The 23,363-nt window shown below is 62.9% G+C and carries 25 protein-coding genes and 1 other RNA gene; 11 read left to right on the forward strand and 15 right to left on the reverse strand.

Annotation, left to right across the window (positions count from 1 at the left end; genetic code table 11):
• Positions 1–45 precede the first annotated feature (45 nt).
• Positions 46–873 (forward strand): SDR family NAD(P)-dependent oxidoreductase, encoded by an 828-nt coding sequence (locus ACK4FH_RS08145; RefSeq protein ID WP_409812539.1) that lies wholly within the window; start codon positions 46–48, stop codon positions 871–873.
• Between the two features lie 54 nt (positions 874–927).
• On the opposite strand, the gene ACK4FH_RS08150 is transcribed toward ACK4FH_RS08145, so the two are convergent.
• The 3 genes from ACK4FH_RS08150 to ACK4FH_RS08160 all read right to left on the reverse strand — a co-directional run bounded on the left by ACK4FH_RS08150 (position 928) and on the right by ACK4FH_RS08160 (position 3,543).
• Entirely contained in the window at positions 928–1,647 is a 720-nt protein-coding gene (locus tag ACK4FH_RS08150; RefSeq protein ID WP_409812541.1) for a DUF1013 domain-containing protein, read from the reverse strand.
• Between the two features lie 193 nt (positions 1,648–1,840).
• On the reverse strand, positions 1,841–2,401 hold the full coding sequence (locus ACK4FH_RS08155; protein WP_409812542.1) for a YSC84-related protein: 561 nt from the start codon (positions 2,399–2,401) through the stop codon (positions 1,841–1,843).
• A 146-nt stretch (positions 2,402–2,547) separates the two neighbouring features.
• Positions 2,548–3,543 carry an NAD(P)H-quinone oxidoreductase gene (locus tag ACK4FH_RS08160; RefSeq protein ID WP_409812544.1) on the reverse strand — a complete coding sequence of 332 codons (996 nt, stop codon included), beginning with the start codon at positions 3,541–3,543 and terminating at the stop codon, positions 2,548–2,550.
• Positions 3,544–3,643: 100 nt separating this feature from the next.
• On the opposite strand from ACK4FH_RS08160, the gene ACK4FH_RS08165 reads away from it, so the two are divergent.
• Both ACK4FH_RS08165 and ACK4FH_RS08170 read left to right on the forward strand, forming a co-directional pair.
• Positions 3,644–3,844 (forward strand): DUF1192 domain-containing protein, encoded by a 201-nt coding sequence (locus tag ACK4FH_RS08165; protein WP_409812546.1) that lies wholly within the window; start codon positions 3,644–3,646, stop codon positions 3,842–3,844.
• Between the two features lie 386 nt (positions 3,845–4,230).
• Positions 4,231–4,818, forward strand: coding sequence for a DUF1465 family protein (locus ACK4FH_RS08170; RefSeq protein ID WP_409812547.1), 588 nt, complete (start codon positions 4,231–4,233; stop codon positions 4,816–4,818).
• A gap of 73 nt (positions 4,819–4,891) precedes the next feature.
• Here the strand turns inward: ACK4FH_RS08170 and rpmE are convergent, their stop codons facing one another.
• Positions 4,892–5,113, reverse strand: coding sequence for a 50S ribosomal protein L31 (rpmE, locus tag ACK4FH_RS08175; RefSeq protein ID WP_409812549.1), 222 nt, complete (start codon positions 5,111–5,113; stop codon positions 4,892–4,894).
• A gap of 297 nt (positions 5,114–5,410) precedes the next feature.
• Between rpmE and ACK4FH_RS08180 the strand changes: the two genes are divergently transcribed.
• Both ACK4FH_RS08180 and ACK4FH_RS08185 read left to right on the forward strand, forming a co-directional pair.
• A complete protein-coding gene (locus ACK4FH_RS08180; protein WP_409812552.1) occupies positions 5,411–7,267 on the forward strand; it encodes an ABC transporter transmembrane domain-containing protein in 1,857 nt (618 codons plus the stop codon).
• 11 nt (positions 7,268–7,278) lie between these two features.
• The gene (locus ACK4FH_RS08185; protein ID WP_409812553.1) at positions 7,279–8,373 is read left to right on the forward strand and encodes a hypothetical protein; all 1,095 of its coding nucleotides are present in this window, start codon (positions 7,279–7,281) and stop codon (positions 8,371–8,373) included.
• On the opposite strand, the gene ACK4FH_RS08190 is transcribed toward ACK4FH_RS08185, so the two are convergent.
• The 11 genes from ACK4FH_RS08190 to tkt all read right to left on the reverse strand — a co-directional run bounded on the left by ACK4FH_RS08190 (position 8,374) and on the right by tkt (position 19,618).
• Positions 8,374–9,396 carry a peptidoglycan -binding protein gene (locus ACK4FH_RS08190; RefSeq protein WP_409812555.1) on the reverse strand — a complete coding sequence of 341 codons (1,023 nt, stop codon included), beginning with the start codon at positions 9,394–9,396 and terminating at the stop codon, positions 8,374–8,376. It abuts the gene before it with no gap.
• A 4-nt stretch (positions 9,397–9,400) separates the two neighbouring features.
• Positions 9,401–10,369, reverse strand: coding sequence for a flagellar motor protein MotA (locus tag ACK4FH_RS08195; protein WP_409812556.1), 969 nt, complete (start codon positions 10,367–10,369; stop codon positions 9,401–9,403).
• Positions 10,370–10,404: 35 nt separating this feature from the next.
• Positions 10,405–10,851: an OmpA family protein gene (locus ACK4FH_RS08200; protein WP_409812558.1), complete on the reverse strand. Its 447-nt coding sequence runs from the start codon at positions 10,849–10,851 to the stop codon at positions 10,405–10,407.
• 127 nt (positions 10,852–10,978) lie between these two features.
• Positions 10,979–11,782, reverse strand: coding sequence for an inositol monophosphatase family protein (locus ACK4FH_RS08205; protein ID WP_409812560.1), 804 nt, complete (start codon positions 11,780–11,782; stop codon positions 10,979–10,981).
• 13 nt (positions 11,783–11,795) lie between these two features.
• On the reverse strand, positions 11,796–12,359 hold the full coding sequence (efp, locus tag ACK4FH_RS08210; RefSeq protein ID WP_409812562.1) for an elongation factor P: 564 nt from the start codon (positions 12,357–12,359) through the stop codon (positions 11,796–11,798).
• Positions 12,360–12,469: 110 nt separating this feature from the next.
• Positions 12,470–13,501: a tetratricopeptide repeat protein gene (locus ACK4FH_RS08215; RefSeq protein WP_409812564.1), complete on the reverse strand. Its 1,032-nt coding sequence runs from the start codon at positions 13,499–13,501 to the stop codon at positions 12,470–12,472.
• On the reverse strand, positions 13,498–14,157 hold the full coding sequence (gene thiE / locus ACK4FH_RS08220; RefSeq protein WP_409812565.1) for a thiamine phosphate synthase: 660 nt from the start codon (positions 14,155–14,157) through the stop codon (positions 13,498–13,500). Before thiE ends, ACK4FH_RS08215 begins: the two co-directional genes overlap by 4 nt.
• 104 nt (positions 14,158–14,261) lie before the next feature.
• On the reverse strand, positions 14,262–15,281 hold the full coding sequence (locus ACK4FH_RS08225; protein WP_409812567.1) for a class I fructose-bisphosphate aldolase: 1,020 nt from the start codon (positions 15,279–15,281) through the stop codon (positions 14,262–14,264).
• 43 nt (positions 15,282–15,324) lie between these two features.
• Positions 15,325–16,533, reverse strand: coding sequence for a phosphoglycerate kinase (locus ACK4FH_RS08230; protein WP_409812569.1), 1,209 nt, complete (start codon positions 16,531–16,533; stop codon positions 15,325–15,327).
• A gap of 17 nt (positions 16,534–16,550) precedes the next feature.
• Complete coding sequence (gap, locus tag ACK4FH_RS08235) at positions 16,551–17,558, reverse strand: type I glyceraldehyde-3-phosphate dehydrogenase (protein WP_409812571.1); 1,008 nt, start codon at positions 17,556–17,558, stop codon at positions 16,551–16,553.
• Positions 17,559–17,581: 23 nt separating this feature from the next.
• On the reverse strand, positions 17,582–19,618 hold the full coding sequence (gene tkt / locus ACK4FH_RS08240; protein ID WP_409812573.1) for a transketolase: 2,037 nt from the start codon (positions 19,616–19,618) through the stop codon (positions 17,582–17,584).
• Between the two features lie 325 nt (positions 19,619–19,943).
• Here tkt and ACK4FH_RS08245 point away from each other — a divergent pair, with 325 nt between their 5' ends.
• The 6 genes from ACK4FH_RS08245 (at position 19,944) to ACK4FH_RS08270 (ending at position 23,252) form a co-directional block, all read left to right on the forward strand.
• The gene (locus tag ACK4FH_RS08245) at positions 19,944–20,210 is read left to right on the forward strand and encodes a DUF4164 family protein (RefSeq protein WP_409812575.1); all 267 of its coding nucleotides are present in this window, start codon (positions 19,944–19,946) and stop codon (positions 20,208–20,210) included.
• Between the two features lie 3 nt (positions 20,211–20,213).
• Complete coding sequence (locus ACK4FH_RS08250; protein ID WP_409812577.1) at positions 20,214–20,573, forward strand: cell division protein ZapA; 360 nt, start codon at positions 20,214–20,216, stop codon at positions 20,571–20,573.
• 59 nt (positions 20,574–20,632) lie between these two features.
• Positions 20,633–20,789: non-coding RNA, 6S RNA (gene ssrS / locus ACK4FH_RS08255), on the forward strand.
• A gap of 27 nt (positions 20,790–20,816) precedes the next feature.
• Positions 20,817–21,407, forward strand: coding sequence for a 5-formyltetrahydrofolate cyclo-ligase (locus ACK4FH_RS08260; RefSeq protein ID WP_409812579.1), 591 nt, complete (start codon positions 20,817–20,819; stop codon positions 21,405–21,407).
• Between the two features lie 2 nt (positions 21,408–21,409).
• A complete protein-coding gene (locus ACK4FH_RS08265) occupies positions 21,410–22,222 on the forward strand; it encodes a YmdB family metallophosphoesterase (RefSeq protein WP_409812581.1) in 813 nt (270 codons plus the stop codon).
• Positions 22,223–22,226: 4 nt separating this feature from the next.
• On the forward strand, positions 22,227–23,252 hold the full coding sequence (locus ACK4FH_RS08270; protein ID WP_409812583.1) for a glycosyltransferase: 1,026 nt from the start codon (positions 22,227–22,229) through the stop codon (positions 23,250–23,252).
• Positions 23,253–23,363 lie beyond the last annotated feature (111 nt).

Genomic DNA, 23,363 nt, shown 5'->3' on the forward strand with positions numbered 1-23,363 from the left:
CTGCCACAGGTGCTATAACGCCCGTTCCCCAACAGGAGCATCGAGATGGCATCCGGCGATCAGTTGAGCGGCAAGGTGGCGATCGTGACCGGCGCGGCTAACGGCATAGGCCGCGCCATTGCGCGAGCCTTTGCGCGCGAGGGCGCCAAGGTCGTGCTCGCGGATGTAAATGAGGAAGGCGGCGAGCAGGCCGCGGCCGATATCGTCGCCGATGGCGGCGAGGCGATCTTCCGCTATTGCGATGTCGGCGAGCGTCTCGATGTACGCAATCTCGTCTGCGCGGCGGGCGATGCCTTCGAGAAGGTCGATATTCTCGTCAACAATGCCGGTGTCGTCTCGCAGGGCGGCGATTTCCTGACGATGGAAGAGGAAGAATTCGACCGCGTCATCCGCATCAATCTCAAGGGTCAGTTTCTTGTCGGCCAGGCGGTGGCGCAGCGCATGGTGGCGCAGATCGAGGAGGGCCACGTGCCCGGCACGATCATCAACATGTCGTCGATCAATGCGGTCGTCGCCATTCCGGCGCAGCCCGCCTATTCGGCATCGAAGGGCGGTGTGAAGCAGCTCACCGAGGCAATGGCGCTTGCGCTCGCCCCCTACGGCATCCGCGTGAACGCGATCGGTCCGGGCACGATCCGCACCGAAATGGCGAACACAGCAGCCAATGCACGCGCCGAAGAAGCGATCCTTGCGCGCACGCCGCTTCGCCGCATAGGCGAGCCGGACGAGATCGCCTCGCTTGCCGTTTTCCTGGCATCCGACGGCGCGAGCTACATGACAGGGCAAACCGTTTATGCCGATGGCGGACGCTTGTCGCTCAACTATACGGCGCTGCCGCTTGTGAAGCAGAAAGGCAGCGACAGGAAGAAGTAGAAACAAAAAAGGCGCGGTCTCCCGCGCCTTTGATTTGCCGTGCGGCGATAAGGATTACTCCTCGTCGTCCTCGATCTTCACATCCTTCAGCTTCGCGAAAACGCTGTCGGCGTCGTAGGATTTTTTCTCTTCCTGCACTTCCGGCGCGGCGATGGTCGCCACTGCAGGCTCCGGTGCGGTCGTCTCGCTCGCCGGCAGCAGCGTTTCCGATGTACCGGAGGCCTTTGCGGCCTTCTTGCGCTCGCGCTCGGCCTTGCGGGCCGCCTTCTGCACCACCGCATCAAGTTCGATCTGCGAGCAGAGGCCGAGCGTCACCGGGTCCACCGGCTTGATGTTTGGCGAGTTCCAGTGGCTGCGGTCGCGGATCGACTGGATCGTCGGCTTGGTCGTGCCGACGAGCTTCGAAATCTGCGCATCCGTCAGTTCCGGGTGGTTGCGGAGCAGCCATGCGATGGCGTCCGGCCGGTCCTGGCGGCGCGATACGGGCGTGTAGCGCGGGCCCTTGCGCGGTGCGATGGGCGGCAGCTTGTATTTGCTCTCGGAGGCCTGCAAGCGCGCATCCGGGTCGTTCTGGCAGCGCTCGATTTCGGCGCGGGTCAACTGGCCGGAGGCAACCGGGTCCATGCCCTTGATGCCCTGCGCCACGTCGCCATCGGCGATGCCCTTCACCTCGAGAACGTGAAGACCGCAATATTCCGCCACCTGGTCGAAGGTGAGCGAGGTGTTCTCGACGAGCCAGACGGCCGTCGCCTTGGGCATAAGGGGCTGAGACATGTCAATTCCTCTGATCCATCCGGGGCTTTCCGGATAAACCGCTTTTTCCATCAATGAGTGGATATGGCCGTTATATAGGGCGAAAAAGCGGTCAATGAAAGCGGAATGATGGGCGAGGGCGGTTTCGGCAAGGCTGAATGAAAAAGGCCGGAACCCTGCGGATTCCGGCCCTTTTGCCCGCGTTTCGGGACAATCAGCGCTTGATCTGGGTGATCTTGGTGCCCTCGATGCTGACCCCGGCCATCAGGCCCTGCTGGTCGAATACGAAGGCATAGGCATCGTCCCGGAGCGTCGAGGTCGAGAGGTTCTTCGCCACCCCTTCATCGACCACCACGACCGTCGGGCCGACGCCGAGTTCCCAGCCGTGAGTTTCTTTGACGTGGCCGACCGCTTCGTCGTTCATCAGGAAGACGGCATAGCCATAGGACTGCGCACCTGCCTGCAGACCCCAGGAGCCGGTGACGGAGTTGTAGTAATCCACCACTTCGCCATCTTCTTTCATCACGCCCTCGCCATAGGCGCCGCCGAAGACGAGACCGGCCTTGACGATGTTCGGGAAGACGAGCACGGCTTCAGCCTCGCCGGAAATTTCCTTCGCGACGGGGTTCGTCGCATAGAGGCTTTCAAGCGCCATCTCGGCCTGCTGGTTCAGCTCCTCCGCTGTCGCGGCATTTGCCATATTTGCGGATGCGATCGAGCCTGCGGCAGTGAGAGCGACGGCAAGGCCCATGAATTTACGCCGAGTGTGAAACATGTGTCATTTCCCTGTTCGGTTTCGGAATCCAGTCCGGGCTTGATCCCTGTACGGAATTTCATCCGTTCAGAGGCCAGTCCGTTGCCATAACTATTCATGGCGCGGCGTTTGGTTCCGAAATGCGACGGGAAAAGCCCGACCCTCACTCACACGGTGAGGACGATCTTGCCGATATGGCTGCTGCTTTCCATGAGGGCATGCGCCTTTGCGGCTTCTGCCAGCGGGAAAGTGCTGTCCACCAGCGGCTTCACGCGTCCAGCCTCGATCAGCGGCCACACTTTCGCCTCAAGTGCGCTTGCGAGCGTCGCCTTTTCCTCGATGCTGCGCGGGCGGAGCGTCGAGCCGGTCAGCGTCAGTCTTTTCAGCATGACCGGCATGAAGTTCACTTCCGCCGTCGGGCCATTCAGGAAAGCAATGGAGACAATACGGCCGTCCTGTGCGGCGGACAGGATATTCTTCTGGATGTAGTCGCCGCCCACCATGTCGAGGATCACATCTGCGCCGCGGCCGCCGGTGAGGCTCTTCACTTCGGCGGTGAAATCCTTGTCGCGATAGTTGATCGTCTCGGCGCCGAGCTTTTCACAAGCCGCGCATTTTTCGGCAGAGCCTGCGGTTGCGATGACGCGTGCGCCGAAGGCCACGGCAAGCTGAATTGCGGTCGTGCCGATGCCGCTTGTGCCACCATGAATGAGAAAGGTCTCACCTGCCTTCAGTGCACCGCGCTCGAAGACATTGGTCCAGACGGTGAAGAATGTTTCGGGCAGCGCCGCGGCTTCGACAGCGGAAAGGCCCTTCGGGATGGGCAGCGCATGGGCCTCATGCGCGAGGCAATATTCCGCATAGCCGCCACCGCCGACCAGCGCGCAGACGCGGTCGCCCGACTTCCAGCGCGTGACGCCAGGGCCTGTGGCGATGACTTCGCCCGCCACTTCAAGGCCCGGCGTATCCGGCGCTCCCGGCGGCGGCGGATAGAGGCCCATGCGCTGGATCGTGTCCGGCCGGTTGACGCCCGCCGCCTCCACCCGGATCAGGATTTCGCCTTGGCCGGGCTCCGGTGTCCCGATCTCGCGCAATTCCAGCACTTCGGGCCCGCCCGGCTCGCGAATGGCCACGGATTTCATGATCTTTGGCAGGCTTGTCATGTCGTTTCCTCCGGGGCTGGTGGCGTTCGGGGCGGGTTGCAGGTCTAACTTGGGGGCTTCAGACTGGCAACAAGGGCGGCGCGAAGGCAGGAGGACCGGCATGGACAAGGACGATCTGGAGCCGCGCCGCAGGCGGGGAGAGGCGCTGGAGGCGCTTGGCCGCGAGGACCTGGCCCTTCTCGGGATTGAGGAGCTGAACGAACGAATCACTGCGCTCGAGACCGAAATTGCACGAATCCGCGCCCAGCTCGAAAAAAAGCATGGTTCATTGTCGGCGGCGGAAGCGATTTTCAAGAAATAGGCACGCGGTCCTAATCCCTTCCACCGCATAGGGTTTTTCTAGGGTGTTTCCCCAGTGTCCTGCGGCTGCCCAAGGCCGCATCACCCGCGTCAAATTGCCACAAGATTAACTTCCTGTTAGGAATGATGTCGCTAGGGTGACCTTGCGTAATCCAGTCTTCTGGATTTCTGAGTGGCTCCTATCCACTCTGTTTGACGCCTCCCTGTTAGAACTGGGCCGCGGGCTTTCCCGCGGCTCTTTTTTATTTTCCGGGCCATTTCCGCCATTGTCCCAATTCCGTGCGCCGGCCGGTGGCACGAGAATTGATCCTTCCTGTCTCGAGTGTGCCGGATTGGGGCTGTTGCCTTATTTCGCCGGCGAATTAGAAGCGGGACGGGGAGCAAGGCATGAGCGGTTACGAAAATACGGATGACGAAGTTGTGTTTGCGGGTGCGGATTGCGTCTCGCTTGCCGATTTCATGGCGTCCGGTCTTTTTCAGCGCACCTATGCGGAAGGTATGCAGCTTGTCGAGGAGACTTCGGCCTATCTCGACGGACCGGGCCGCGAGGCTGCCCGTGCGCTGCCGCGCGAGGCATCGCTCGCCTATGCGGGCGAGAGCATGCGCCTTACCACGCGGCTGATGCAGGTCGCCTCCTGGCTGCTGGTACGCAAGGCCGTCCATGAAGGCGAAATGACTATCGAGGAAGCCAATTCCGAGAAGTATCGCCTCGCCACCAAGGAAATTGCCCGCCAGCCGCGTTTCGATGGCGCCGAGGCGCTGCCGGCGCGGCTTCAGGAGCTGATTGAGCGCTCGGAGCGGCTTTATGCCCGCGTCGAACGCCTCGATACGCGGCTTCGTGCAGCGGGGCCTGCCATTGCGCAGCACCATCCGCTGGCCGACCAGCTTCGCCGCGTCGAGGCCTTCTTCCGCGAAAGTCTTGCTGCGGAGTTCCCCCGGCCGCAATTCGGTCGCCGCAAGCACCGCCCGGAATAACTACTTTCGGACTACCCAAAAAAGAAAAGCCCCGCGCAAGCGGGGCTTTTCGTCTGTCTCGAGGTGCTCGAGGTCAGCCGCTGATAAAGCCGAACTTCTTGTTGAACCGGCTCACACGGCCGCCACGATCAAGAAGCTGCTGGCCGCCGCCCGTCCAGGCCGGGTGCGTGGTCGGGTCGATGTCGAGAACGAGCGTGTCGCCATCCGAACCATAGGTCGAACGGGTCTTGTAGGTCGTTCCATCGTTCATCTGGACCGTGATGAAGTGGTAGTCCGGATGGGTATCTTTCTTCATGGCTTGCGCCTTTCGGAAGCGGGCCGAAGGGGCCCCATGTGCCTGTCTGGGCGCGCAGAACTAGCCCTTGAAAGGCTCGCCCGCGCTGCCGGAATGGGGGCTTATAACGAAGGCCGGAGTGGGTTGCAAGGCCGGTTTTCGGCGCTTTCGGGCGAAGATGCCGCATCCTCGGCGCTGCCTTGCCGTTGCCCCGCCGCCGCGCCGGTTGCTATATCTGCCCCGCGCCAGAAAATCCCCCGAAACGCGACAATTTAGGGCAGGGTGGCGGCCCTGAAATGCCGCACTTGGCTGAGTTGAATGAGCGATACGTCCAATCCGGCCGTCGAGGCCATCGAGGAAGAGGCGCAGCGGCGCAAGCCCGGCAAGGGCGTGGGGCCGCTTTTCCGGCTGCTGCCGCTTCTTGGCCGCTACCGGATCATGGTGGCGCTCGCGCTTGTCTCTTTGGTTGGCGCCACGCTGGCCACGCTTGCCATTCCGATGGCGAGCCGCCGCCTCATCGACAATGGCTTCAGCCGCGAGAACGCGGCCTTTATCGACCAGTATTTCCTGGCGCTGATCATTGTCGCGCTGGTGCTTGGCGTTGCCAGCGCCTCGCGCTTCTATTTCGTCAGCTGGCTGGGCGAGCGCGTGGTCGCCGATCTCAGGCAGGCGGTCTATGCGCATGTGCTGAACCTCTCGCCTTCCTTCTTCGAGGTCACGCGCACGGGCGAAGTGCTGTCGCGCCTGACGGCGGACACGACGCTCATCAAGACGGTCGTCGGCTCTTCTGCGTCGATTGCGCTGCGCAATCTCTTTCTCTTCTTTGGCGCCGTGACGATGATGGTCGCAACGAGTGCCTATCTTTCCGGCATGGTGCTGCTTGCCATCCCGGCGATCCTCCTGCCGCTGATCGTCTTTGGCCGATGGGTGCGCAGGCTGTCGCGTTCCGCGCAGGACAGGCTCGCCGATACCAGCGCCTTCGGCACTGAAAGCCTCAATGCGATCCAGATCGTGCAGGCCTTCACGCATGAACCGATCGACCGCGCGCGCTTCGACACCTATGTCGAACATACATTCGACATGTCGCGAGCGCGCATTCTTGCGCGCGCTGTGCTGACGGCTCTCGTCTTCTTTTTTGGTCTGTCCAGTGTCGTCGGTGTGCTCTGGGTCGGCGCGAATGCCGTTCTCGCCGAGACCATGTCAGGCGGCGAGCTGTTCGAGTTCATTCTCTATGCCGTCTTCGCCGCCACGGCCATTGCCGCGCTGTCAGAAATCTGGGGCGATATGCAGATGGCGGCGGGCGCCACCGAGCGGCTGATGGAACTGCTCGACATAGAGCCCGAGATTGCAGCGCCGCCCATTCCGGCGCCGATGCCCGCGCCGCGCGGCGAACTTTCTTTCGACAGGGTTACATTCGCCTATCCTGCGCGGCCCGGCGTATCGGCGCTCAACGATTTTTCCCTCGCTGTCCGGCGCGGTGAAACGGTGGCACTGGTCGGCCCTTCGGGCGCTGGCAAGAGCACAGTGTTCCAGCTTCTCCTGCGCTTCTACGATCCGCAGTCGGGCCGCGTCACGCTCGACGGCGTTGACCTGCGCGACGCGGACCCGAAGCATGTTCGCTCGCGGCTTGCCGTCGTGCCGCAAGAAACGGTCGTCTTCGGCACCAGCGTCGCCGAGAATATCCGCTATGGCCGGCCCGAAGCGAGCGATGCAGAGGTGCGCGCGGCGGCGAAAGCCGCGCGGATAGACGATTTCATCATGCAGTTGCCGGATGGCTACAACACGCAGGTCGGGGAACGCGGCATCATGCTCTCCGGCGGCCAGCGCCAGCGCATCGCAATCGCGCGGGCCATCCTGCGCGATGCACCTGTGCTGTTGCTCGATGAGGCGACAAGCGCGCTGGACGCCGAAAGTGAAACGCTGGTCCAGCAGGCCCTCGAAGGGCTGATGCAGGATCGCACCACGCTGGTGATCGCCCACCGGCTCGCAACCGTATTGAAGGCGGACCGCATCATCGTCATGGAAGGAGGCCGCGTCGTGGCGTCCGGTACACATGAAGAATTGATCCAGCAGGGCGGGCTCTATGCGCGCCTTGCGCGGCTTCAGTTTGCCGATGGCCGCGATTGGCGGCATGTGAATGAGGAAATCAGCGCCGCCTCGGGCGGCCAGATCTGAAGGGGAAAGTCATGTCGCGGAAAGCTTGGGCCATCATCGGCTATTCGGCGCTCGCACTTGTGGTTATCGTCAGCGTGCTTGCCTGGCGCTTTCTGGCGGCAGCGGGATATTTCACCGGCATCCGTCAGGAGATTGCCGCCGATTGCCGAGCAATCCAGGCCATTCCGGGTCCCGAGGACATTCAGATCGATCATGCGACGGGTATTGCCTTCGTGTCGGGGTATGATCGCCGTGCGGTCGCAGCCGGCGCACCGGGAAGCGAGGCCATTCGAGGTGGCATCTATGCTATCGACCTCAACGAGCCGCAGGAGAATTGGGCGCTGCGTCCGGTCACGCCGAGCGAGCCTGCCGATTTCCGCCCGCACGGCATCAGCATTTATGACGGCGAAGGCGTGAAGCGGCTTTTCGCCGTCAGCCACCCGGCCTCGGGCGTCGAGACGGTCGAGATTTTCGACATCGGCGAGGGCGGCATGCTCACTCATGTGCGAAGCGTCACGTCGGATGTCTTCATTTCTCTGAACGACGTCGTGGCAGTCGGTCCGGAGAGCTTCTATGCGACCAACGATCACGGATCGCGCAGCCAGCTCGGCCGCCTGATCGACGATCTGCTGCTGCTGCGCAATGCGAACGTCGTCTATTTTGACAGCGAGAAAGGCGAAGTTGCCGCCGATACGATCCTGCTGGCGAATGGCATCAATATCAGTGCGGACGGGAAGACCGTCTATGTCTCGGCGCTGCTTTCGATGGCGATGAACATTTACGACCGCAACCCGGAGACCGGCGCTCTGCGCTGGGTCGATCAGGTGCGGCTCGGCACGGGCGTCGACAATATCGACGTGCAGCCGGACGGGACGCTGCTCATCGGTGCGCATCCCGACGTGATTGCGTTTCTCGGGCATGCAGGGGATCCGGCGAAGCACTCGCCGAGCCAGGTCGTGCGCATCGAGCCGGACAAGAAGCGCGCGGGCACGATCTATCTCAATCTCGGCGAGGAAATTTCGGGCATCAGCGTGGCTGCCGGGTATGGCGACCTCATGCTGCTCGGTCAGGTCTTCGAGCCGGAGGTGCTGGTCTGCACCCAATCGAAGGAACTGCGCGCCTATTGATCAGCGTTCCGTCAGCTTGAACTCGATGCGGCGGTTGCGGCGGTTATCGGCGGGGCTTGTGCCCTCCGTCAGCGGATGGAATTCGCCGAAGCCTGCCGCAACGAGCCTCTGTTCGGGAACGCCCTTGCTGGTCAGATAATTCACCACGGCAATGGCGCGGGCACTCGATAGATACCAGTTCGAGGGAAATTGCGGCGTTGCGATCGGGTAGCGGTCGGTGTGGCCGTCGACGCGCAGCACCCAGGGAATTTCGTCCGGGATTTCGGCTGAGATCTCGCGAACCGCGGTCGCGATCTTGTCGAGCTGCTGGCGGCCTTCCGGGTTCAGGTCCGCGGACCCGGATTCGAAGAAGACTTCCGACTGCATCACGAAACGGTCGCCGACGATTTCAATGTCCTGCCGGTCGCCGAGGATCGAGCGCAAGCGTCCGAAGAACTCGGAGCGATAGCGGGTCAGCTCCTGAACGCGCTGGGCGAGGGCGGCATTGAGTCTGCGGCCGAGATCGGCAATCTGCACCTGCTGTTCGCGATCGCGCTGTTCGGCGGCCTCAAGAGCCGCCTCCAGCGTCGCAAGCTGGCGTCGCAGGGCGGAAATCTGCTGGTTCAGGAGTTCGACCTGCGCCAGCGCCTCGCTCGATACCTGTTTCTCGTCTGCCAGCGCGCTTTCCAGCGCGGTGATGCGCGAGCCTGCGCCCGCGCTTTCATCGGCAAGCGCGGCAAGGCGGCTCTGTTCGGCGGAGGCTGCCGCAAGCGAATCCTGCAACGAAAGGATCGTCGACTGAAGATCCGCCTTCTCGCGGCGCTCCAGCGCGAGCTGGTTCACGAGTTCGGCAATCTGGCTTCTGAGACTGTCGAGAGCCGAATCCTTGTTGCTGACAAGCTGATTGAGGAAGAACTGGGTGATGACGAAAATCGTAAGCAGGAAGATCAGCACCAGCAGCAGGCTCGACATGGCGTCGACAAAGCCCGGCCAGTAGTCGCCGGTCGGCGCGCGTCCCCTTATGCGTCGTCCTCCATGCGCCATTGCGTCAGTCCCGTTCGCCGAGGCGGCGTGCGATTTCCTCAAGCACCGGCTTCAGGCTCTGCTGGTTTTCGGCAAGCTGACGGATGAGGCGCTGCTCGTTCTGCATCTGCTCGGTGAGTGCAGTGATCTGACCTGCGAGCGCCATCATTGAGGCGTTGGAGGGTTCGCCGCCGGAGGTCAGCGCCTGCTCGATATTGCGCAGGCGCCGCGCCGTTTCGCCCAGCATGCCGGGCGCCGCGGGATCGGTCTCGCCGGCAAGGCTCGTCACGGTCGAAAGCCACTCTTCCAGTTCGTTATAGAAGCGGTTCTGTGCCTGTCCTGCCTGGAGATCGAGAAAGCCGAGTACCAGCGATCCGGCAAGGCCGAACAGCGAGGAGGAGAAGGCCGTGCCCATGCCACGCAGAGGGCCGTCCAGGCCGGCCTTCAGGCTTGCCAGCACGGCGGCCGAATCGCTCGCCTGCATGTCAAGACTCTGAACGGTGCCTGCAACGGAGGCGATGGTGGTGAGAAGACCCCAGAAGGTGCCGAGGAGACCCAGAAAGATCAGCAGGCCGATGATGTAGCGCGAGATTTCGCGCTGCTCGTCAAGCCGGGAGCCGAGCGAGTCGAGGATCGAGCGCATGGAAAGGGCATTGAGCTGCATCCGGCCCTTGCGCTCACCGAGCATCGTCGCCATGGGTGCGAGCAAGCGTGGCGGCGGCGGCAGTGCAAGGCCTGGGTCGGCGCGGCGGAAATCATTGACCCAGCGCACTTCCGGGCCGAGCCAGAGCACCTGGCGCAGCGCATAGAGGATGCCGACGAACAGGACGAAGAGAATCAGCCCGTTCAGTCCCGGATTGGTGAGGAAGGCCGTTTCGATCTGGGGATAGAGAATGGTTGCGACAAAACAGACGATGATGATGAAAAGCATCATCCGCGTGAGGTAGGGGCGGGGCTGCGAGACGCCGATACCGTCCTTGTCAGTTTTTGCCATATGTCTCTCTCGCTTCTTTCGATGTCGTCCGGCGCTTAGCCGCCGGGAAGGGATATGTCGACCCGGTCCTGCGGGCCGCTGTCGGAGACGCCGCCCATGGCCCGCACGTGAATGCGCTCAGCAACGATACCGCGCTCGACCAGTTCATGGCGGACGGTGAGTGCGCGGCGCAGCGAGAGACGGCGCGAGTTGGATGACTTGTCATGTGGCGGGCCGGCATAGGCGCGCAGTTCGAGGCGTCCGCCCTTGCGCGCATACTCGGCCGAGAAACTGTCGAGCTGTTCGCGGGCCGTCTGGCCAAGCGTCGTTCCCGCACCTTCGAAAATAATTGTGAGCAGCGCCTGTCTCGGCGGCGGCAAAGGCGCTTCGGCTGCGGTGGCCCCGGTCGAACAGAGCAATAACGCCACAAGCAGCGAAGCGAAGGCCGTGAACGGGGCTGCGCCTGAGGCGGCGCGCGCTGTGTTCTCTCTGGAACTCGTCATTCCGGCATCCGTGAGGGACCATGCAGGCGGCGTTGCGGCACAGTCTATGTGTGTTCGCACCGGGGGAACAGGCCCTCGGACGATCATCGCTCTAGGGGCGGAATGGGGCGGAAATGGGGCTTGCCGCTCAGGCGGTCTTGCCGGCCTTCTTCAAAAGGTCGCCGAGCTGGCGGGAAATGATCTCGTTACCGGCAACGATGCCGCCGGTCGCCAGCATGGTGTCGCGCCCCGACATGTCGGAGACGAAGCCGCCTGCCTCGCGCACGAGCACGATGCCCGCCGCAATGTCCCAGGGGGCGAGATTGGCTTCCCAGTAAGCATCGAAGCGGCCCGCCGCGACAAAAGCGAGGTCGAGCGCGGCAGAGCCCATGCGGCGGACGCCCGCCACCTCGTTCATCACAGCGCCGAGCTCGGCCATGAACTTCGGGTGTTCGGGGCGGCCTATATGAGGAATGCCGGTTGCAACGACCGACTGTGCCAGTTCGCGGCGTACGGCCACACGGATACGGCGGTCGTTCAGGAACGCGCCCTGGCCCTTCTCGGCGATGAACATTTCATCCGTGATCGGGTTGTAGACGAGGCCGGCAACGAGCTGGCCTTCGCGTTCAAGCGCAATGGAAATTGCGAAGACGGGAATGCCGTGCAGGAAGTTTGTGGTCCCGTCCAGCGGGTCGATGATCCAGCGATGCGATTTGTCCGCACCTTCCACCACGCCGCCCTCTTCCATCAGGAAGCCATAGCCGGGGCGGCCCTTGGAGAGTTCCTCGAAGAGAACCTTCTCGGCCTTCTTGTCCGCGGCGGTGACGAAATTCGCAGGGCCCTTCAGGGAGACCTGAAGGTTCTCGACTTCGCCGAAATCGCGCTGCAGGCCGCGGGCTGCCTTGCGGGCAGCCGCGACCATGACGCTCATGGAGGGGGTGTGGCGGGACATCCTGGCTTTCCGGTCAGTCCGCGCGGCGGAGATAGGTGACTTCGTTCGTGTCGACGACGATCCGTTCGCCGGTCGTGATGAAAGGCGGCACCATCACGCGCACGCCGTTTTCGAGCATGGCGGGTTTGTAGGAGCTGGCGGCCGTCTGGCCCTTCACGGTCGGTTCGGTTTCGGTGATCTCGAGTACCACCTGATCGGGAAGCGAGATGCCGAGCGGCTTTCCTTCGTGGCTTTCCACCGTCACCTTCATGCCGTCCTGCAGGAAGGCGGCGCGGTCGCCGACCCAGTCGCGGGCAAGTTCGATCTGTTCGTAGGTTTCGTTGTCCATGAAGGTCAGCATCCCGTCATTCTCGTAGAGATACTGGTAGTCCTTCTGCTCGAGGCGAACGCGCTCGACGGTCTCGGCGGAGCGGAAACGTTCGTTGAGCTTGCGGCCATCGACGAGGTTCTTCAGTTCGACCTGGGCGAAGGCGCCGCCCTTGCCGGGCTTCACATGCTGCACCTTGACGGCTGCCCAGAGGCCACCTTCATGCTCGATGACGTTGCCGGGACGGATTTCATTGCCGTTGATCTTCATGGGACGCTCGAATTCTTGAAATGGGTTCGCGAGGCGCAAGGGCCGAAAGGCACCGCAGCCGGCGCTCTGATAGCATCTGGCACCCCGTATGGACAGGATATTTCGTTTGTTCAGGGCGCGGGAGAGCCCGAAGCGGCCTCGAGCTTCTTGATTTCGGCGGCGACCTTCGCACGGATTTCCGGGGTAATTTCCGGTTCCATGGCGTTTTTCAGGGTTTCGTCCGTCACGCCGCCCTCTTCGGCCAGCGTCTGCCAGAGCAGAGCCGCGGCTATGTCGCGGGTTACGCCCTGGCCGAGGAAGTAAAGACGGGCCAGCCGGTCCTGCGCCAGCGCATCGCCGCGCATCGCGGCTTCGGCGAACCATTTGGCGGCCAGCGTGTCGTTCTTCTCGACGCCTTCGCCTCCGAGATAGGCAAAGCCGAGCGCTGTCTGTGCGCCGGGCACGCCGCGTTCGCCTGCGGTGCGGAAGCGGGCGATGGCGCTCGAAAGATTCTTCTGTACGCCGATCCCGTCCTGAAGCATGAGGCCGAGCTGATAATTGGCCTGCGCATGACCCTGATCGGCAGCGAGGGTGAAGAGGCGTGCCGCCTCGCTATAGTTTTCCAGCTTGCCTCTGCCCGCGGCATAAAGGGTACCGAGATGATATTGCCCGTTGGCATTGCCTTTGGCGGCCGCCTTTTCGAACCAGTTCGCCGCCTGTACGAGGTCCTGCGCACCGCCTCGCCCGGAGGCGAACATGATGCCAAGCTCGGCCTGAGATGCGACATGGCCCTGCTCGGCGGCGGCGGTGAACAGGCGGCGTGCTTCTTCCGCCTTCGCGTTCGAAACGCCGCCATACTCATGCATCATGCCGAGCGCATATTGTGCGCTGGCATCACCCTGCTTGGCGGCAAGGCCGAACCAGCGCGCGGCTTCGTCGGTGTCGGGCGTCACGCCCTCGCCATTGTTGTAGATCGAGCCGAGCATGAGCTGGGCGGCAACATTGCCTTTTTCGGCCAATGGCTTCGCGATCAGCAGCGCATCGCTGAAGCGGCCCTCGCGATAGGCTTCCATCGCGGGCGTAAAGCTGTCTTCGGCCAGCGCAGGCGGCGTGCCGGCAAAAGACGCCACGAGAAACGCAACACATAGAAACAGGTGCCTCATCGGCCGGTACTTTCCTCGATCATGATCCGGTTCAACGCGCGAACTGCCGCTACCGGTCCGCCTTCATGGGACCAGACTCCCGACGATACGGCAAGAAAATCGGCCCCGGCGCGGACGAGCGGGGCGGCATTTTCCGGGGTGATGCCCCCGATCGCCACGCAGGGCAGTTCGAAAAGTTCGGACCACCAGCTGAGGATTTCGGGCTCGGCCTTACTTATAGGCTCTTTCGTGTCGGTTTTATAAAAGGCGCCAAAGGCAACATAATCCGCGCCTGCTTCGCCTGCCTCCATGGCAAGGTGGCGGGAGGCATGGCAGGTCACGCCGATGATGCGGTCGGGCCCGAGTAACTTTCTCGCCTGGGCATAGGCCATGTCGGTCTGGCCGATATGCGCGCCGTCGGCGCCGAGTTCGGCGGCAAGGTCAGGGCGATCGTTGATGAGAAAGGCGACATCGCGCGCCTGCGCCAGCGGCATCAGAGCCTCTGTTGCGCGGCGGACCGTGTCCGCTTCTGGCGGTGCCTCGTTCTCGCCTTTCAGGCGGAGCTGCAGGCAGGCGACATCGCCCGCATCGAGCGCGGCCTTCAGCGTGTCCGCAAAGGCCTTCGGCTCGAAGCGCGGCGGGGTGATTAGATAGAGGCGGCAGGATGGTTCTGACATGGCGCTGTTTTAGCCGTGCGCCCGGTCAAAGGCAAAGGAGCCGCAAAAGCAAAACGCCCCGCTCGTGGAGCGGGGCGTTTACCATCTTTGGATCGCCGGGGGTATCAGGCGGACTTTTCAAGACCGCTGTCCCATTTACCGAGGGCGGCGAGGCCGTTCATCTTCGCGCGATGCAGGAAGGCCTTTTGCGCGGCAGGCACGTTTTCCGCCTTGCCGCTCCAGGCCTTCTGCGGTGCGGCCTGAAGGGCGCGGCCATAGGAGAAGGACATCTTCCAGGGGAAGCCGCCGATCTTGTTCATCGCATCGAGATGCGCCGTCGCATCCTCGTCGGACTGGCCGCCCGAAAGGAAGACGATGCCGGGGATCGCGGCGGGAACCGTGCGCTTGAAGCAGGCGATGGTCTTTTCGGTCACTTCCTGGATGCCGGCCTGCTTCGGGCACTTCTTGCCCGAGACGATCATGTTAGGCTTCAGGATCGTGCCTTCAAGATTCACATTGTGGAGCGCGAGGCGGTTGAAGACGGCGCGCAGCGTCGCTTCCGTCACCTCGAAGCAACGGTCGGCGGTGTGGGCGCCGTCCATCAGCACTTCCGGTTCCACGATCGGCACGATCTTCGCTTGCTGGCAGAGCGCGGCATAGCGGGCCAGCGCCTCGGCATTCGCCTCGATGCAGGCATTGGTCGGGATGGTTTCGGAAATGTCGATCACCGCGCGCCACTTCGCGAAGCGGGCGCCGAGGTCGTAATATTCGGCCAGGCGATCGGCGAGGCCGTCGAGGCCTTCGGTGATGGTTTCGCCGGGGAAGCCCGCCATCGGCTTTGCGCCCGCGTCCACCTTGATGCCGGGGATCGAGCCCGCCTTCTTGATGAGGTCGACAAGCGGGGTGCCGTCCTTCGCCTTCTGGCGGATCGTCTCGTCATAGAGGATCACGCCCGAGATGTAGTTCTGCATTGCCTCTTCTGTGCGGAACAGCATTTCGCGGTAGTCGCGGCGGTTCTCTTCCGTCGAGGCGACGTTGATCGCATCGAAGCGCTTCTTGATCGTGCCCGAGCTTTCGTCAGCGGCGAGGATCCCCTTGCCCGGCGCAACCATGGCCTGCGCAATCGATTCGAGCGTCTCAGTCATTTTCTTTCCCTCTGGTCCTGTCCTGCCTCGAAGCCTGCCTTGCCTATCTGCGGCTCAGCGCGGCAACCCCCGGCAATTCGATGCCTTCCATCCATTCGAGGAAGGCTCCGCCTGCGGCGGAAACATAAGTGAAGTCGTCTGCGGCGCCCGCTTCGTTGAGCGCTGCCACCGTGTCGCCGCCGCCTGCAACGGAGACGAGTTCGCCCTGCTTGCTGCGCATGGCGACGATGCGCGCGGCTTCTACTGTGCCGCGGTCGAAGGGCGGCACCTCGAAAGCGCCGAGCGGGCCGTTCCAGACGACCGTCTTTGCCGTCTCGAATCGCGCAGCAAGGTGAGCGATCGTGTCCGGTCCCACATCGAGGATCATCATGTCGTCCGGCACCGCGTCCACGGGCACCGTCTTCGAGGCGGCACCTGCCTTGAATTCGGTGGCGACTACGACGTCCGTCGGCAGCACCACATCGCAATTTGCGGCGCGCGCATTTGCGAGGATATGACGTGCGGTGTCGAAGAGGTCGGGCTCGCAAAGCGATTTTCCGACCTTCTTGCCTTGTGCGGCAAGGAAGGTATTGGCCATGCCACCACCGATCACCAGTGCATCGACTTTCTTCACGAGATTGCCGAGCAGCGAAATCTTGGTGGAAACCTTTGCACCGCCGACAATGGCGACGACGGGGCGAGTGGGATTACCGAGTGCGGCGTCGAGTGCCGAAAGCTCCGCTTCCATCGCGCGGCCCGCATAGGACGGCAGGAAATGCGTTATGCCTTCCGTCGAGGCGTGTGCGCGATGTGCGCAGGAGAATGCGTCGTTGATATAGATGTTGCCTATCTTCGCGAGTTCGCCCGCAAAGGCCGGATCGTTATTTTCTTCGCCCGCATGGAAGCGGGTGTTTTCGAGCACCAGCACAGTGCCGGGCTTCATGGTATCCGCCGCCTTCGCCGCCGTCTCGCCGACGCAATCGCTCGCAAAGGCGACGTCGACACCCACGAAGGGCGCCAGTGCATCGGCCACGGGCTTCAGCGAATATTTCGCATCCGGCGCGCCTTTCGGGCGGCCGAAATGCGAAAGCACGATCACTTTCGCGCCGCGTCCGGCAAGTTCCTTCAGCGTAGACGCGACGCGCTCGATGCGCGTCGCGTCCGAAACCTTGCCATCCTGCATCGGCACGTTGAGGTCCGCGCGGACAAGAATCCGCAGGCCGTTGAGGCCCACGGCAGTGAAGAGATCGTCAAGCGTCTTGTGCGCGGACATGCTTTCACTCACTCCGCTCAGAGCAGCTTGCCCATCGCGACGGCCGTGTCGCTCATGCGGTTCGAGAAGCCCCACTCGTTGTCGTACCAGGAGAGTACGCGCACCAGCTTGCCGTCGATGACCTGTGTCTGCGTGAGGTCGAAGGTCGAGGAGGCGGGGTTGTGGTTGAAGTCGATCGAGACATTCGGCTCGTTCGTCGTCGCGAGGATGCCCTTGAGCGGTCCCTTCGCAGCTTCAACGATCGCGGCGTTCACTTCTTCCGCCGTCACCTTCTTCTTTGCGGTGAAGACGAGGTCGATGACCGAGACGTTCGGGGTCGGCACGCGGATCGAGGTACCGTCGAGCTTGCCCTTCAGTTCCGGTAGTACGAGACCGACGGCCTTGGCGGCGCCGGTCGAGGTCGGAATCATGGAGACGCCGGCGGCGCGGGCGCGGCGCGGGTCCTTATGCAGCGTGTCGACCGTGTTCTGGTCGCCCGTATAGGCGTGGATCGTCGTCATGTAGCCCTGCTCGATGCCGCAGGCCTTGTGCAGCACCTGCGCGACCGGCGCGAGGCAGTTCGTTGTGCACGAAGCGTTCGAGACGATCTTGTGGCTCTTCTTCAGATCCTTGTGGTTCACGCCGTAAACCACGGTGAGGTCAGCTTCTTCCCCCGGCGCCGAGATCAGCACCTTCTTCGCGCCCGCGGTGAGATGAGCCGCCGCCTTGTCGCGCGCAGTGAAGAGGCCCGTGCATTCAAGCGCGATGTCGACGCCGAGGTCCTTCCAGGGAAGCTTCGCGGGATCGCGCTCGGCGATCACCTTGATCGGGCCGCAGCCGAGATCCATCGACGATTTCGTCGTCTTGATCTTGCCGGGGAAGGGACCGTGAACGCTGTCATATTTCAGGAGGAGGGCGTTCGCGTCGACCGAGCCGAGATCGTTGATCGCAACAACTTCGATATCCTTGCGGCCGGATTCCGCGATGGCACGGAGCACCAGGCGTCCGATCCGACCGAATCCGTTAATCGCAACGCGCACTGCCATTTCTTTGTTCTCCTGAGCGTGGGTTAGGACTTGTCTGCGAGGCGGGCCTTCGCCGCGGCGGCAGCCGCCTCGGGGGTGATGTTGAAATGCTTGTAGAGGTCGGGCGCCGGCGCCGATGCGCCGAAGCCTTCCATGCCGATGAAATCGCCATCCGGGCCGATATAGCGGTCCCAGCCATAGCGCACCGCTGCCTCGATCGCGATCTTCACCGTGCCTTCGCCCAGCATGTCCTCGCGGAATTCGCGGGACTGCTGGTCGAAAAGATCGAGACAGGGCATCGAGACGACGCGCGCCGGAATTCCGTCATTTTCAAGAAGTGCCTGTGCGGCAAGCGCGATCTCGACTTCCGAGCCGGTCGCCAGCAGCGAAACTTGCGCCTTCGACGAAGCGGGCGAGAGTTCATAGGCGCCGCGGGCACACAGGTTTTTTTCCGAATATTCGGTACGAACGGCCGGCAGGTTCTGGCGCGAGAGCGCGAGAATGGAGGGAGTGCCTTTCTCTTCAAGCGCAAGCTGCCAGCATTCCAGAGTTTCGACGGCATCGGCCGGGCGGAACACATGAAGGTTCGGCATGGCGCGCAGGCTCGCCAGATGTTCGACCGGCTGATGCGTCGGCCCGTCTTCGCCAAGGCCGATACTGTCATGCGTCATGACATAGATGACGCGCTGGCCCATCAGCGCCGAGAGGCGGATCGAGGGGCGGCAATAATCGGTAAAGACGAGGAAGGTGCCCGAATAGGGAATGAAACCCTTGTGGAGCGCCATGCCGTTCATCGCAGCGGCCATTCCGTGCTCGCGGATGCCGTAATGGATAAAGGAGCCGGAGAAGTCATCCGCGGTCACGGCCTTCTGCTCCTTCGAGCGCGTATTGTTCGAGCCCGTGAGGTCGGCCGAGCCGCCTACCGTTTCCGGCAGCACGGCGTTGATGACGTTGAGCGCCTCTTCGGAAGATTTGCGCGTCGCCCATTTCGGCTTGTCGGCGACGAGCTTTTCCTTGTAGGCGGCAATGGCCTTTGCGAAGCCGCCGGGCAGGTCGCCCGAGATGCGGCGTTCGAAATCGGTTCGCTTGTCGGCGGGCAGGGCGGCAAGGCGCTCTTCCCAGGCCTGGCGGTCCTTTGCGTGACGAAGCCCGGCGATCCGCCAGGCGTCGAGCGTTGCGCTGGGAATGGTGAAGGGTTCGTCCGACCAGCCGAGCTTTTCGCGGGCGAGCTTGATCTCGTCGTCGCCGAGCGGTGAGCCATGCGAGGAGGACTTGCCCGCCTTGTTGGGCGAGCCATAGCCGATAACGGTGCGGCAGGCGATGAGACTCGGGCGGTCGGACTTCCGCGCCTTTTCGATGGCAGCCGCGATCTCGTCGGCATTGTGTCCATCGATGCGCGCGGCGTTCCAGCCCGCAGCCTCGAAGCGCTTCAGCGCGTCGCCCGATTCAGACAGCGACAGCGCGCCGTCGATGGTGATTTCATTGTCGTCATAGAGAACGATGAGCTTCGAAAGCTTCAGGTGCCCTGCAAGGCCAATCGCCTCGTGGCTCACGCCTTCCATGAGGTCGCCGTCCGAGGCAAGCACATATGTATAGTGATCGGAAATCTCGTCGCCGAATCGGGCGGCCATCATGCGTTCGGCAAGTGCCATGCCGACGGCGGTAGCAATGCCCTGGCCGAGCGGGCCGGTCGTGGTTTCGACACCCGCGGCATGGCCATATTCGGGGTGGCCGGCGGTGATCGAGCCGAGCTGGCGGAAATTCCGGATCTGCTCGATCGTCATGTCCTCATAGCCGAGCAGATAGTTCAGCGCATAAAGCAGCATCGAGCCATGGCCTGCGGAAAGCACGAAGCGGTCGCGGTCGGGCCAGTCGGGCTGGCGCGGATCGATCTTCAGGAATTTGGTGAAGAGGACGGTCGCAATGTCGGCCGCGCCCATCGGCATGCCGGGATGGCCGGAATTGGCCTTCTGGACGGCGTCCATCGCCAGCGCACGGATCGCATTGGCCATGGCCTCGTGCGAGGCGCCTCGTGTGGATTTCGACTTCTCGGCGTTGACGGATTTTTCAGTTGGCGTCATGTGTCACTCAAATTGCCCGGACCGGGCGCTGGGCGGGCAGGCGCTAGCGGCTTTCCGCACCGAGGCGAAAAGCCTCGCCATGGCTCAAATCGGGCCCTCCCGAGAGCGGCGCCACAATGACCACGGGGCTCCCATGAGTCAATGCCGGAATCCCCGCATTTGCGCCTGTTTCGCGCATGGGGTGCCGCGAATATGCAAGGTGGCCGAAGGCAGCCCGAAAGGGCCTTGTCCGGCGCGGCGTTGACCTTGTTTCGCCGCCCTGCCTATCTTGGCAGGAGAAATCTTCCGGTCGGATGGGCCGGAACGAGGAGCCCCGGACAGAAGCATGAGCAAACTCGATTCGGCGATGGGCCGCTTTAGTGGCGCGCTGGACAAGCTGGAAGCCGGCATCAACCGGCAGGTTCTGCGCGCACAGGCCGCAAAGCGCCTGCAGGAAGAGGCCGAAACGCTGAAGCAGGACCGGGCCGGTCTTGCCGAGGAGATCGACCAGCTCAAATCCGAGGCGCGGCGTCTTAACGAGTTGAACGAACGTGCCTCCGAGACGCTTGCCGATGCGATCGAGGGCATTCGCGAAGTGCTGGCGGAGGGTTAGGCGATGGGACAGGTCAAGGTTTCGATCAACGATCGCTCCTATACGGTCGCCTGCGGGGATGGCGAGGAAGCCCATGTCCGCGAGCTTGCCGGCCATATCAACAAGCATGTGACCGGCCTTGCCCAGGAAGTGGGCCAGGTGGGCGATGCGCGGCTGTTGCTCATGGCCGGGCTCATGATCGCGGACGAGCTGTCCGAGGCCCTGCAAAGGACCAAAATGCTCGAGCAGGAGCTCGAAAGCCTTTCGTCGCAGCGCGCGTCGGCGGCGGATCGGACCCGCGAGGCGGAAGATTCCCTTGCCGATGTGCTGGACGATGCGGCCCGGCGGATCGAGGATCTGGCGCGGCGGATCGAAGCCGCTTGAACCAAACCGTCCCGGAATTAATTTCACCCCGGCAGGCGTCAGGACGGTTAGGATGAAGCCGGGTACTGCCCTTCTCGTCAGGAACAATAACTCTCGGGGCCTTACGCTCCTCAAGGGAGCTGTCCCTGAGGGAGACCGTGGTCTCCTTCACACGGCGCCCACCTACGTTAGTAGGTCTCCGAGGAACGAGCTTCCGACGGTCGTGGTGGTCCCACTTTCAGGCTCTTGCCGAGGCACCGGCGCATGAGCGCCTCACCGAAGCATTTCGCCCGCGAAGCGGCGAAGCGCCGCCGAGACGCGGCCCATGCGGCGCTAGGCGCGTCGGCGCCTGCCTCCATTGCGGGCCACTTTCTTCAGACCATACCGCTTGGCGCGGCAAGCAACGTCGCCGGGTATGCCGCCATTGGCAGCGAGGCCGACCCATCGGAACTTCTCCGCCATCTCGATGCGGCGGGACATTTCTGTTCGCTGCCTGTCGTGGAAGCGCGCCAAGCGCCGCTTGTCTTCCGGCGCTGGCGGCCGGGCGACCTGCTTGAGCCGGGCGATCACGGCACGCGCGCGCCCTCGCCCGAGGCGCCGCTCTGCCGCCCGGAGATTGTGCTGGTGCCGCTCCTCGCCTTTGACGGTGCCGGGCGCCGGCTCGGCTATGGCGGCGGCTACTACGACCGGACACTGGCCGCACTCAGGGCGGATGGCGGCGCGGTTGTTGCCGTCGGGGTTGCCTTTTCGGCGCAGGAAGCCCAAGACCTACCCGAGGACGAATTCGATCAGCGGCTCGACTGGATTGTGACGGAGAAAGAGGCGCGGCGCTTCGGCGCGGCGCCCGGCAGGTGACCATGCGTTTATTGTTCATGGGCGATATTGTGGGCCGCAGCGGGCGTGACGCGCTGGTAGCCGAATTGCCTGCGCTACGCCGCGAACTCGGCCTCGATTTCGTCGTCATAAATGGTGAGAACGCGGCAGGCGGCTTCGGCATCACGGCGGCAATCTGCGACGACATTTTCGATGCCGGCGCCGATGTCATCACGCTCGGTAATCATTCATGGGACCAGCGAGAGGCGCTTGTGCATATCGAGCGTGAGCCGCGGCTCATCCGCCCTGCGAACTATCCGGCAGGAACCCCCGGCCGAGGCGCAACGCTGGTTGACGCGCAATCCGGTGCGCGGGTGCTCGTCGTCAATGCGCTTGGCCGCGTTTTCATGGAGGCGCTCGACTGTCCGTTCGAGGCGGTGGACAAGCAGATCTCTGCCTGCCCGCTTGGTGAGGCGGCGGATGCCATCATCATCGACATGCATGCCGAGGCGACGTCCGAGAAAATGGCGATGGGCCATTTCTGCGATGGGCGCGTATCGCTTGTCGTCGGAACCCACAGCCATGTGCCGACGGCGGATGCGCAGGTGCTGCCGGGTGGCACGGCCTATCAGACGGATGCCGGCATGTGCGGCGACTACAATTCCGTGATCGGCATGGAAAAGGACGAACCGCTCAACCGTTTCACGACGCGCATTCCGAGTGGCCGCTTCCAGCCTGCAATGGGGCCTGCAACGCTTTGCGGCGTCTTCGTGGAAACCGGGTCGGATGGCCTTGCCCGCCGCGTCGAGCCCGTGCGGGTCGGCGGCCGTCTCAAGCAGGTGCTGCCGGAGGTCTGAGGCCATGCGCATTGTCCTAGTTGGCAATTTCAATGAGCGGCGCGAAGGTGCAAATTTCTACGCAACGGTGCGCAAGCTCGCCAATGGCTTCACCCGCAACGGACATCAGGTAATGGCGTTCAGCGACCGGGATGTCGCGCGTGAGACCGGCAAATGGGGCATTTTCCGCGGCGGAGATGCGTTTGCGAATGAGCGCCTCATCAAGCTTTGCCGGAATGTCCGCCCCGAACTGCTTGTTCTCTTTCATGCCGACAAGATTGCCAACGAGACGGTGCGCGAGCTGCGCGCCATGATGCCGTCGTTGCGTGTCGCCGTCGTCAATATAGATGCGCTGTTTCTGCCTGAAAATGTCGAACGCATTCATCGCTTCGCGGAAGTGGCGGATACAACCTTCATCACCACGGCGGGCGAGCGTCTCGATGCTTTCGTTACACCGACACATTCGCTGACATTCATTCCAAATCCCGCCGATCCCTCCATCGAAAACCTGCAATGCTTTGCGCATAACGATCAGCCGAATGATCTTTTCTGCGCGGTGGGATCGGAAACGGCCTCGACACCGCGCGGAAAGCTGCTCAAGGAAATAGAGACATCGGTGCCGGAAGCGCGCTGCGCCTTTCATGGGTTCGAGGGGCGGCCGCAATTGAACGGCCTGGACTATTTCAACGGCATTGCATCTGCACGCATGGGGCTCAATCTCAACCGTGACGAGCGCTATCACCTCTATTCGTCGGATCGCTTCGCGCAATATGCGGGCAACGGTCTTCTCGTCTTCGTTGCACGCTCGACGGGCTATGACGAGATTTTTACGGATGAGGAATTCGCCTTCTACCGCGATATGCCTGAGCTTGCTGACAAGCTGCGCTACTTCCTCACGCATGATGGCGAGCGCCAGCGTATCGCGCGTAACGGTCATGAGCGCTATCACGCGCTGTTCGGCGAGCGGCTTGTCGCGCGCTATGTCGAGGATGTGATGTTCGGGCGGCCCTTCGAGGACGCCTATGCCTGGCCGACCGCCATTCACCGCTGACCGCCGAATGCAGAACCGCCCCGTCCCAAGCGCGGCCGAGGTGGGTGAGGCGGCGGGGACGAGGCGGTGTGCCTTCGCGGAACTGCGTCGGCGTGTTTCCCGGTGCGAGCT

The organism is Parvibaculum sp. (assembly GCF_046297875.1).
GTDB lineage: Bacteria > Pseudomonadota > Alphaproteobacteria > Parvibaculales > Parvibaculaceae > Parvibaculum.

Excerpts from the sequence above, each read along its gene's own strand:
- ACK4FH_RS08160 (WP_409812544.1), bottom strand. The coding sequence starts at position 3,543 with ATGACAAGCCTGCCAAAGATCATGAAATCCGTGGCCATTCGCGAGCCG.
- ACK4FH_RS08215 (WP_409812564.1), bottom strand. The coding sequence starts at position 13,501 with ATGAGGCACCTGTTTCTATGTGTTGCGTTTCTCGTGGCGTCTTTTGCC.
- ACK4FH_RS08195 (WP_409812556.1), bottom strand. The coding sequence starts at position 10,369 with ATGGCAAAAACTGACAAGGACGGTATCGGCGTCTCGCAGCCCCGCCCC.
- ACK4FH_RS08150 (WP_409812541.1), bottom strand. The coding sequence starts at position 1,647 with ATGTCTCAGCCCCTTATGCCCAAGGCGACGGCCGTCTGGCTCGTCGAG.
- ACK4FH_RS08245 (WP_409812575.1), top strand. The coding sequence starts at position 19,944 with ATGAGCAAACTCGATTCGGCGATGGGCCGCTTTAGTGGCGCGCTGGAC.
- ACK4FH_RS08170 (WP_409812547.1), top strand. The coding sequence starts at position 4,231 with ATGAGCGGTTACGAAAATACGGATGACGAAGTTGTGTTTGCGGGTGCG.
- ACK4FH_RS08190 (WP_409812555.1), bottom strand. The coding sequence starts at position 9,396 with ATGGCGCATGGAGGACGACGCATAAGGGGACGCGCGCCGACCGGCGAC.
- ACK4FH_RS08265 (WP_409812581.1), top strand. The coding sequence starts at position 21,410 with ATGCGTTTATTGTTCATGGGCGATATTGTGGGCCGCAGCGGGCGTGAC.
- efp (WP_409812562.1), bottom strand. The coding sequence starts at position 12,359 with ATGAAGATCAACGGCAATGAAATCCGTCCCGGCAACGTCATCGAGCAT.
- ACK4FH_RS08260 (WP_409812579.1), top strand. The coding sequence starts at position 20,817 with ATGAGCGCCTCACCGAAGCATTTCGCCCGCGAAGCGGCGAAGCGCCGC.
- ACK4FH_RS08230 (WP_409812569.1), bottom strand. The coding sequence starts at position 16,533 with ATGTCCGCGCACAAGACGCTTGACGATCTCTTCACTGCCGTGGGCCTC.
- gap (WP_409812571.1), bottom strand. The coding sequence starts at position 17,558 with ATGGCAGTGCGCGTTGCGATTAACGGATTCGGTCGGATCGGACGCCTG.
- ACK4FH_RS08155 (WP_409812542.1), bottom strand. The coding sequence starts at position 2,401 with ATGTTTCACACTCGGCGTAAATTCATGGGCCTTGCCGTCGCTCTCACT.
- thiE (WP_409812565.1), bottom strand. The coding sequence starts at position 14,157 with ATGTCAGAACCATCCTGCCGCCTCTATCTAATCACCCCGCCGCGCTTC.
- ACK4FH_RS08200 (WP_409812558.1), bottom strand. The coding sequence starts at position 10,851 with ATGACGAGTTCCAGAGAGAACACAGCGCGCGCCGCCTCAGGCGCAGCC.
- ACK4FH_RS08185 (WP_409812553.1), top strand. The coding sequence starts at position 7,279 with ATGTCGCGGAAAGCTTGGGCCATCATCGGCTATTCGGCGCTCGCACTT.
- ACK4FH_RS08250 (WP_409812577.1), top strand. The coding sequence starts at position 20,214 with ATGGGACAGGTCAAGGTTTCGATCAACGATCGCTCCTATACGGTCGCC.
- ACK4FH_RS08225 (WP_409812567.1), bottom strand. The coding sequence starts at position 15,281 with ATGACTGAGACGCTCGAATCGATTGCGCAGGCCATGGTTGCGCCGGGC.
- ACK4FH_RS08180 (WP_409812552.1), top strand. The coding sequence starts at position 5,411 with ATGAGCGATACGTCCAATCCGGCCGTCGAGGCCATCGAGGAAGAGGCG.
- ACK4FH_RS08165 (WP_409812546.1), top strand. The coding sequence starts at position 3,644 with ATGGACAAGGACGATCTGGAGCCGCGCCGCAGGCGGGGAGAGGCGCTG.
- ACK4FH_RS08205 (WP_409812560.1), bottom strand. The coding sequence starts at position 11,782 with ATGTCCCGCCACACCCCCTCCATGAGCGTCATGGTCGCGGCTGCCCGC.
- ACK4FH_RS08270 (WP_409812583.1), top strand. The coding sequence starts at position 22,227 with ATGCGCATTGTCCTAGTTGGCAATTTCAATGAGCGGCGCGAAGGTGCA.
- rpmE (WP_409812549.1), bottom strand. The coding sequence starts at position 5,113 with ATGAAGAAAGATACCCATCCGGACTACCACTTCATCACGGTCCAGATG.
- tkt (WP_409812573.1), bottom strand. The coding sequence starts at position 19,618 with ATGACGCCAACTGAAAAATCCGTCAACGCCGAGAAGTCGAAATCCACA.
- ACK4FH_RS08145 (WP_409812539.1), top strand. The coding sequence starts at position 46 with ATGGCATCCGGCGATCAGTTGAGCGGCAAGGTGGCGATCGTGACCGGC.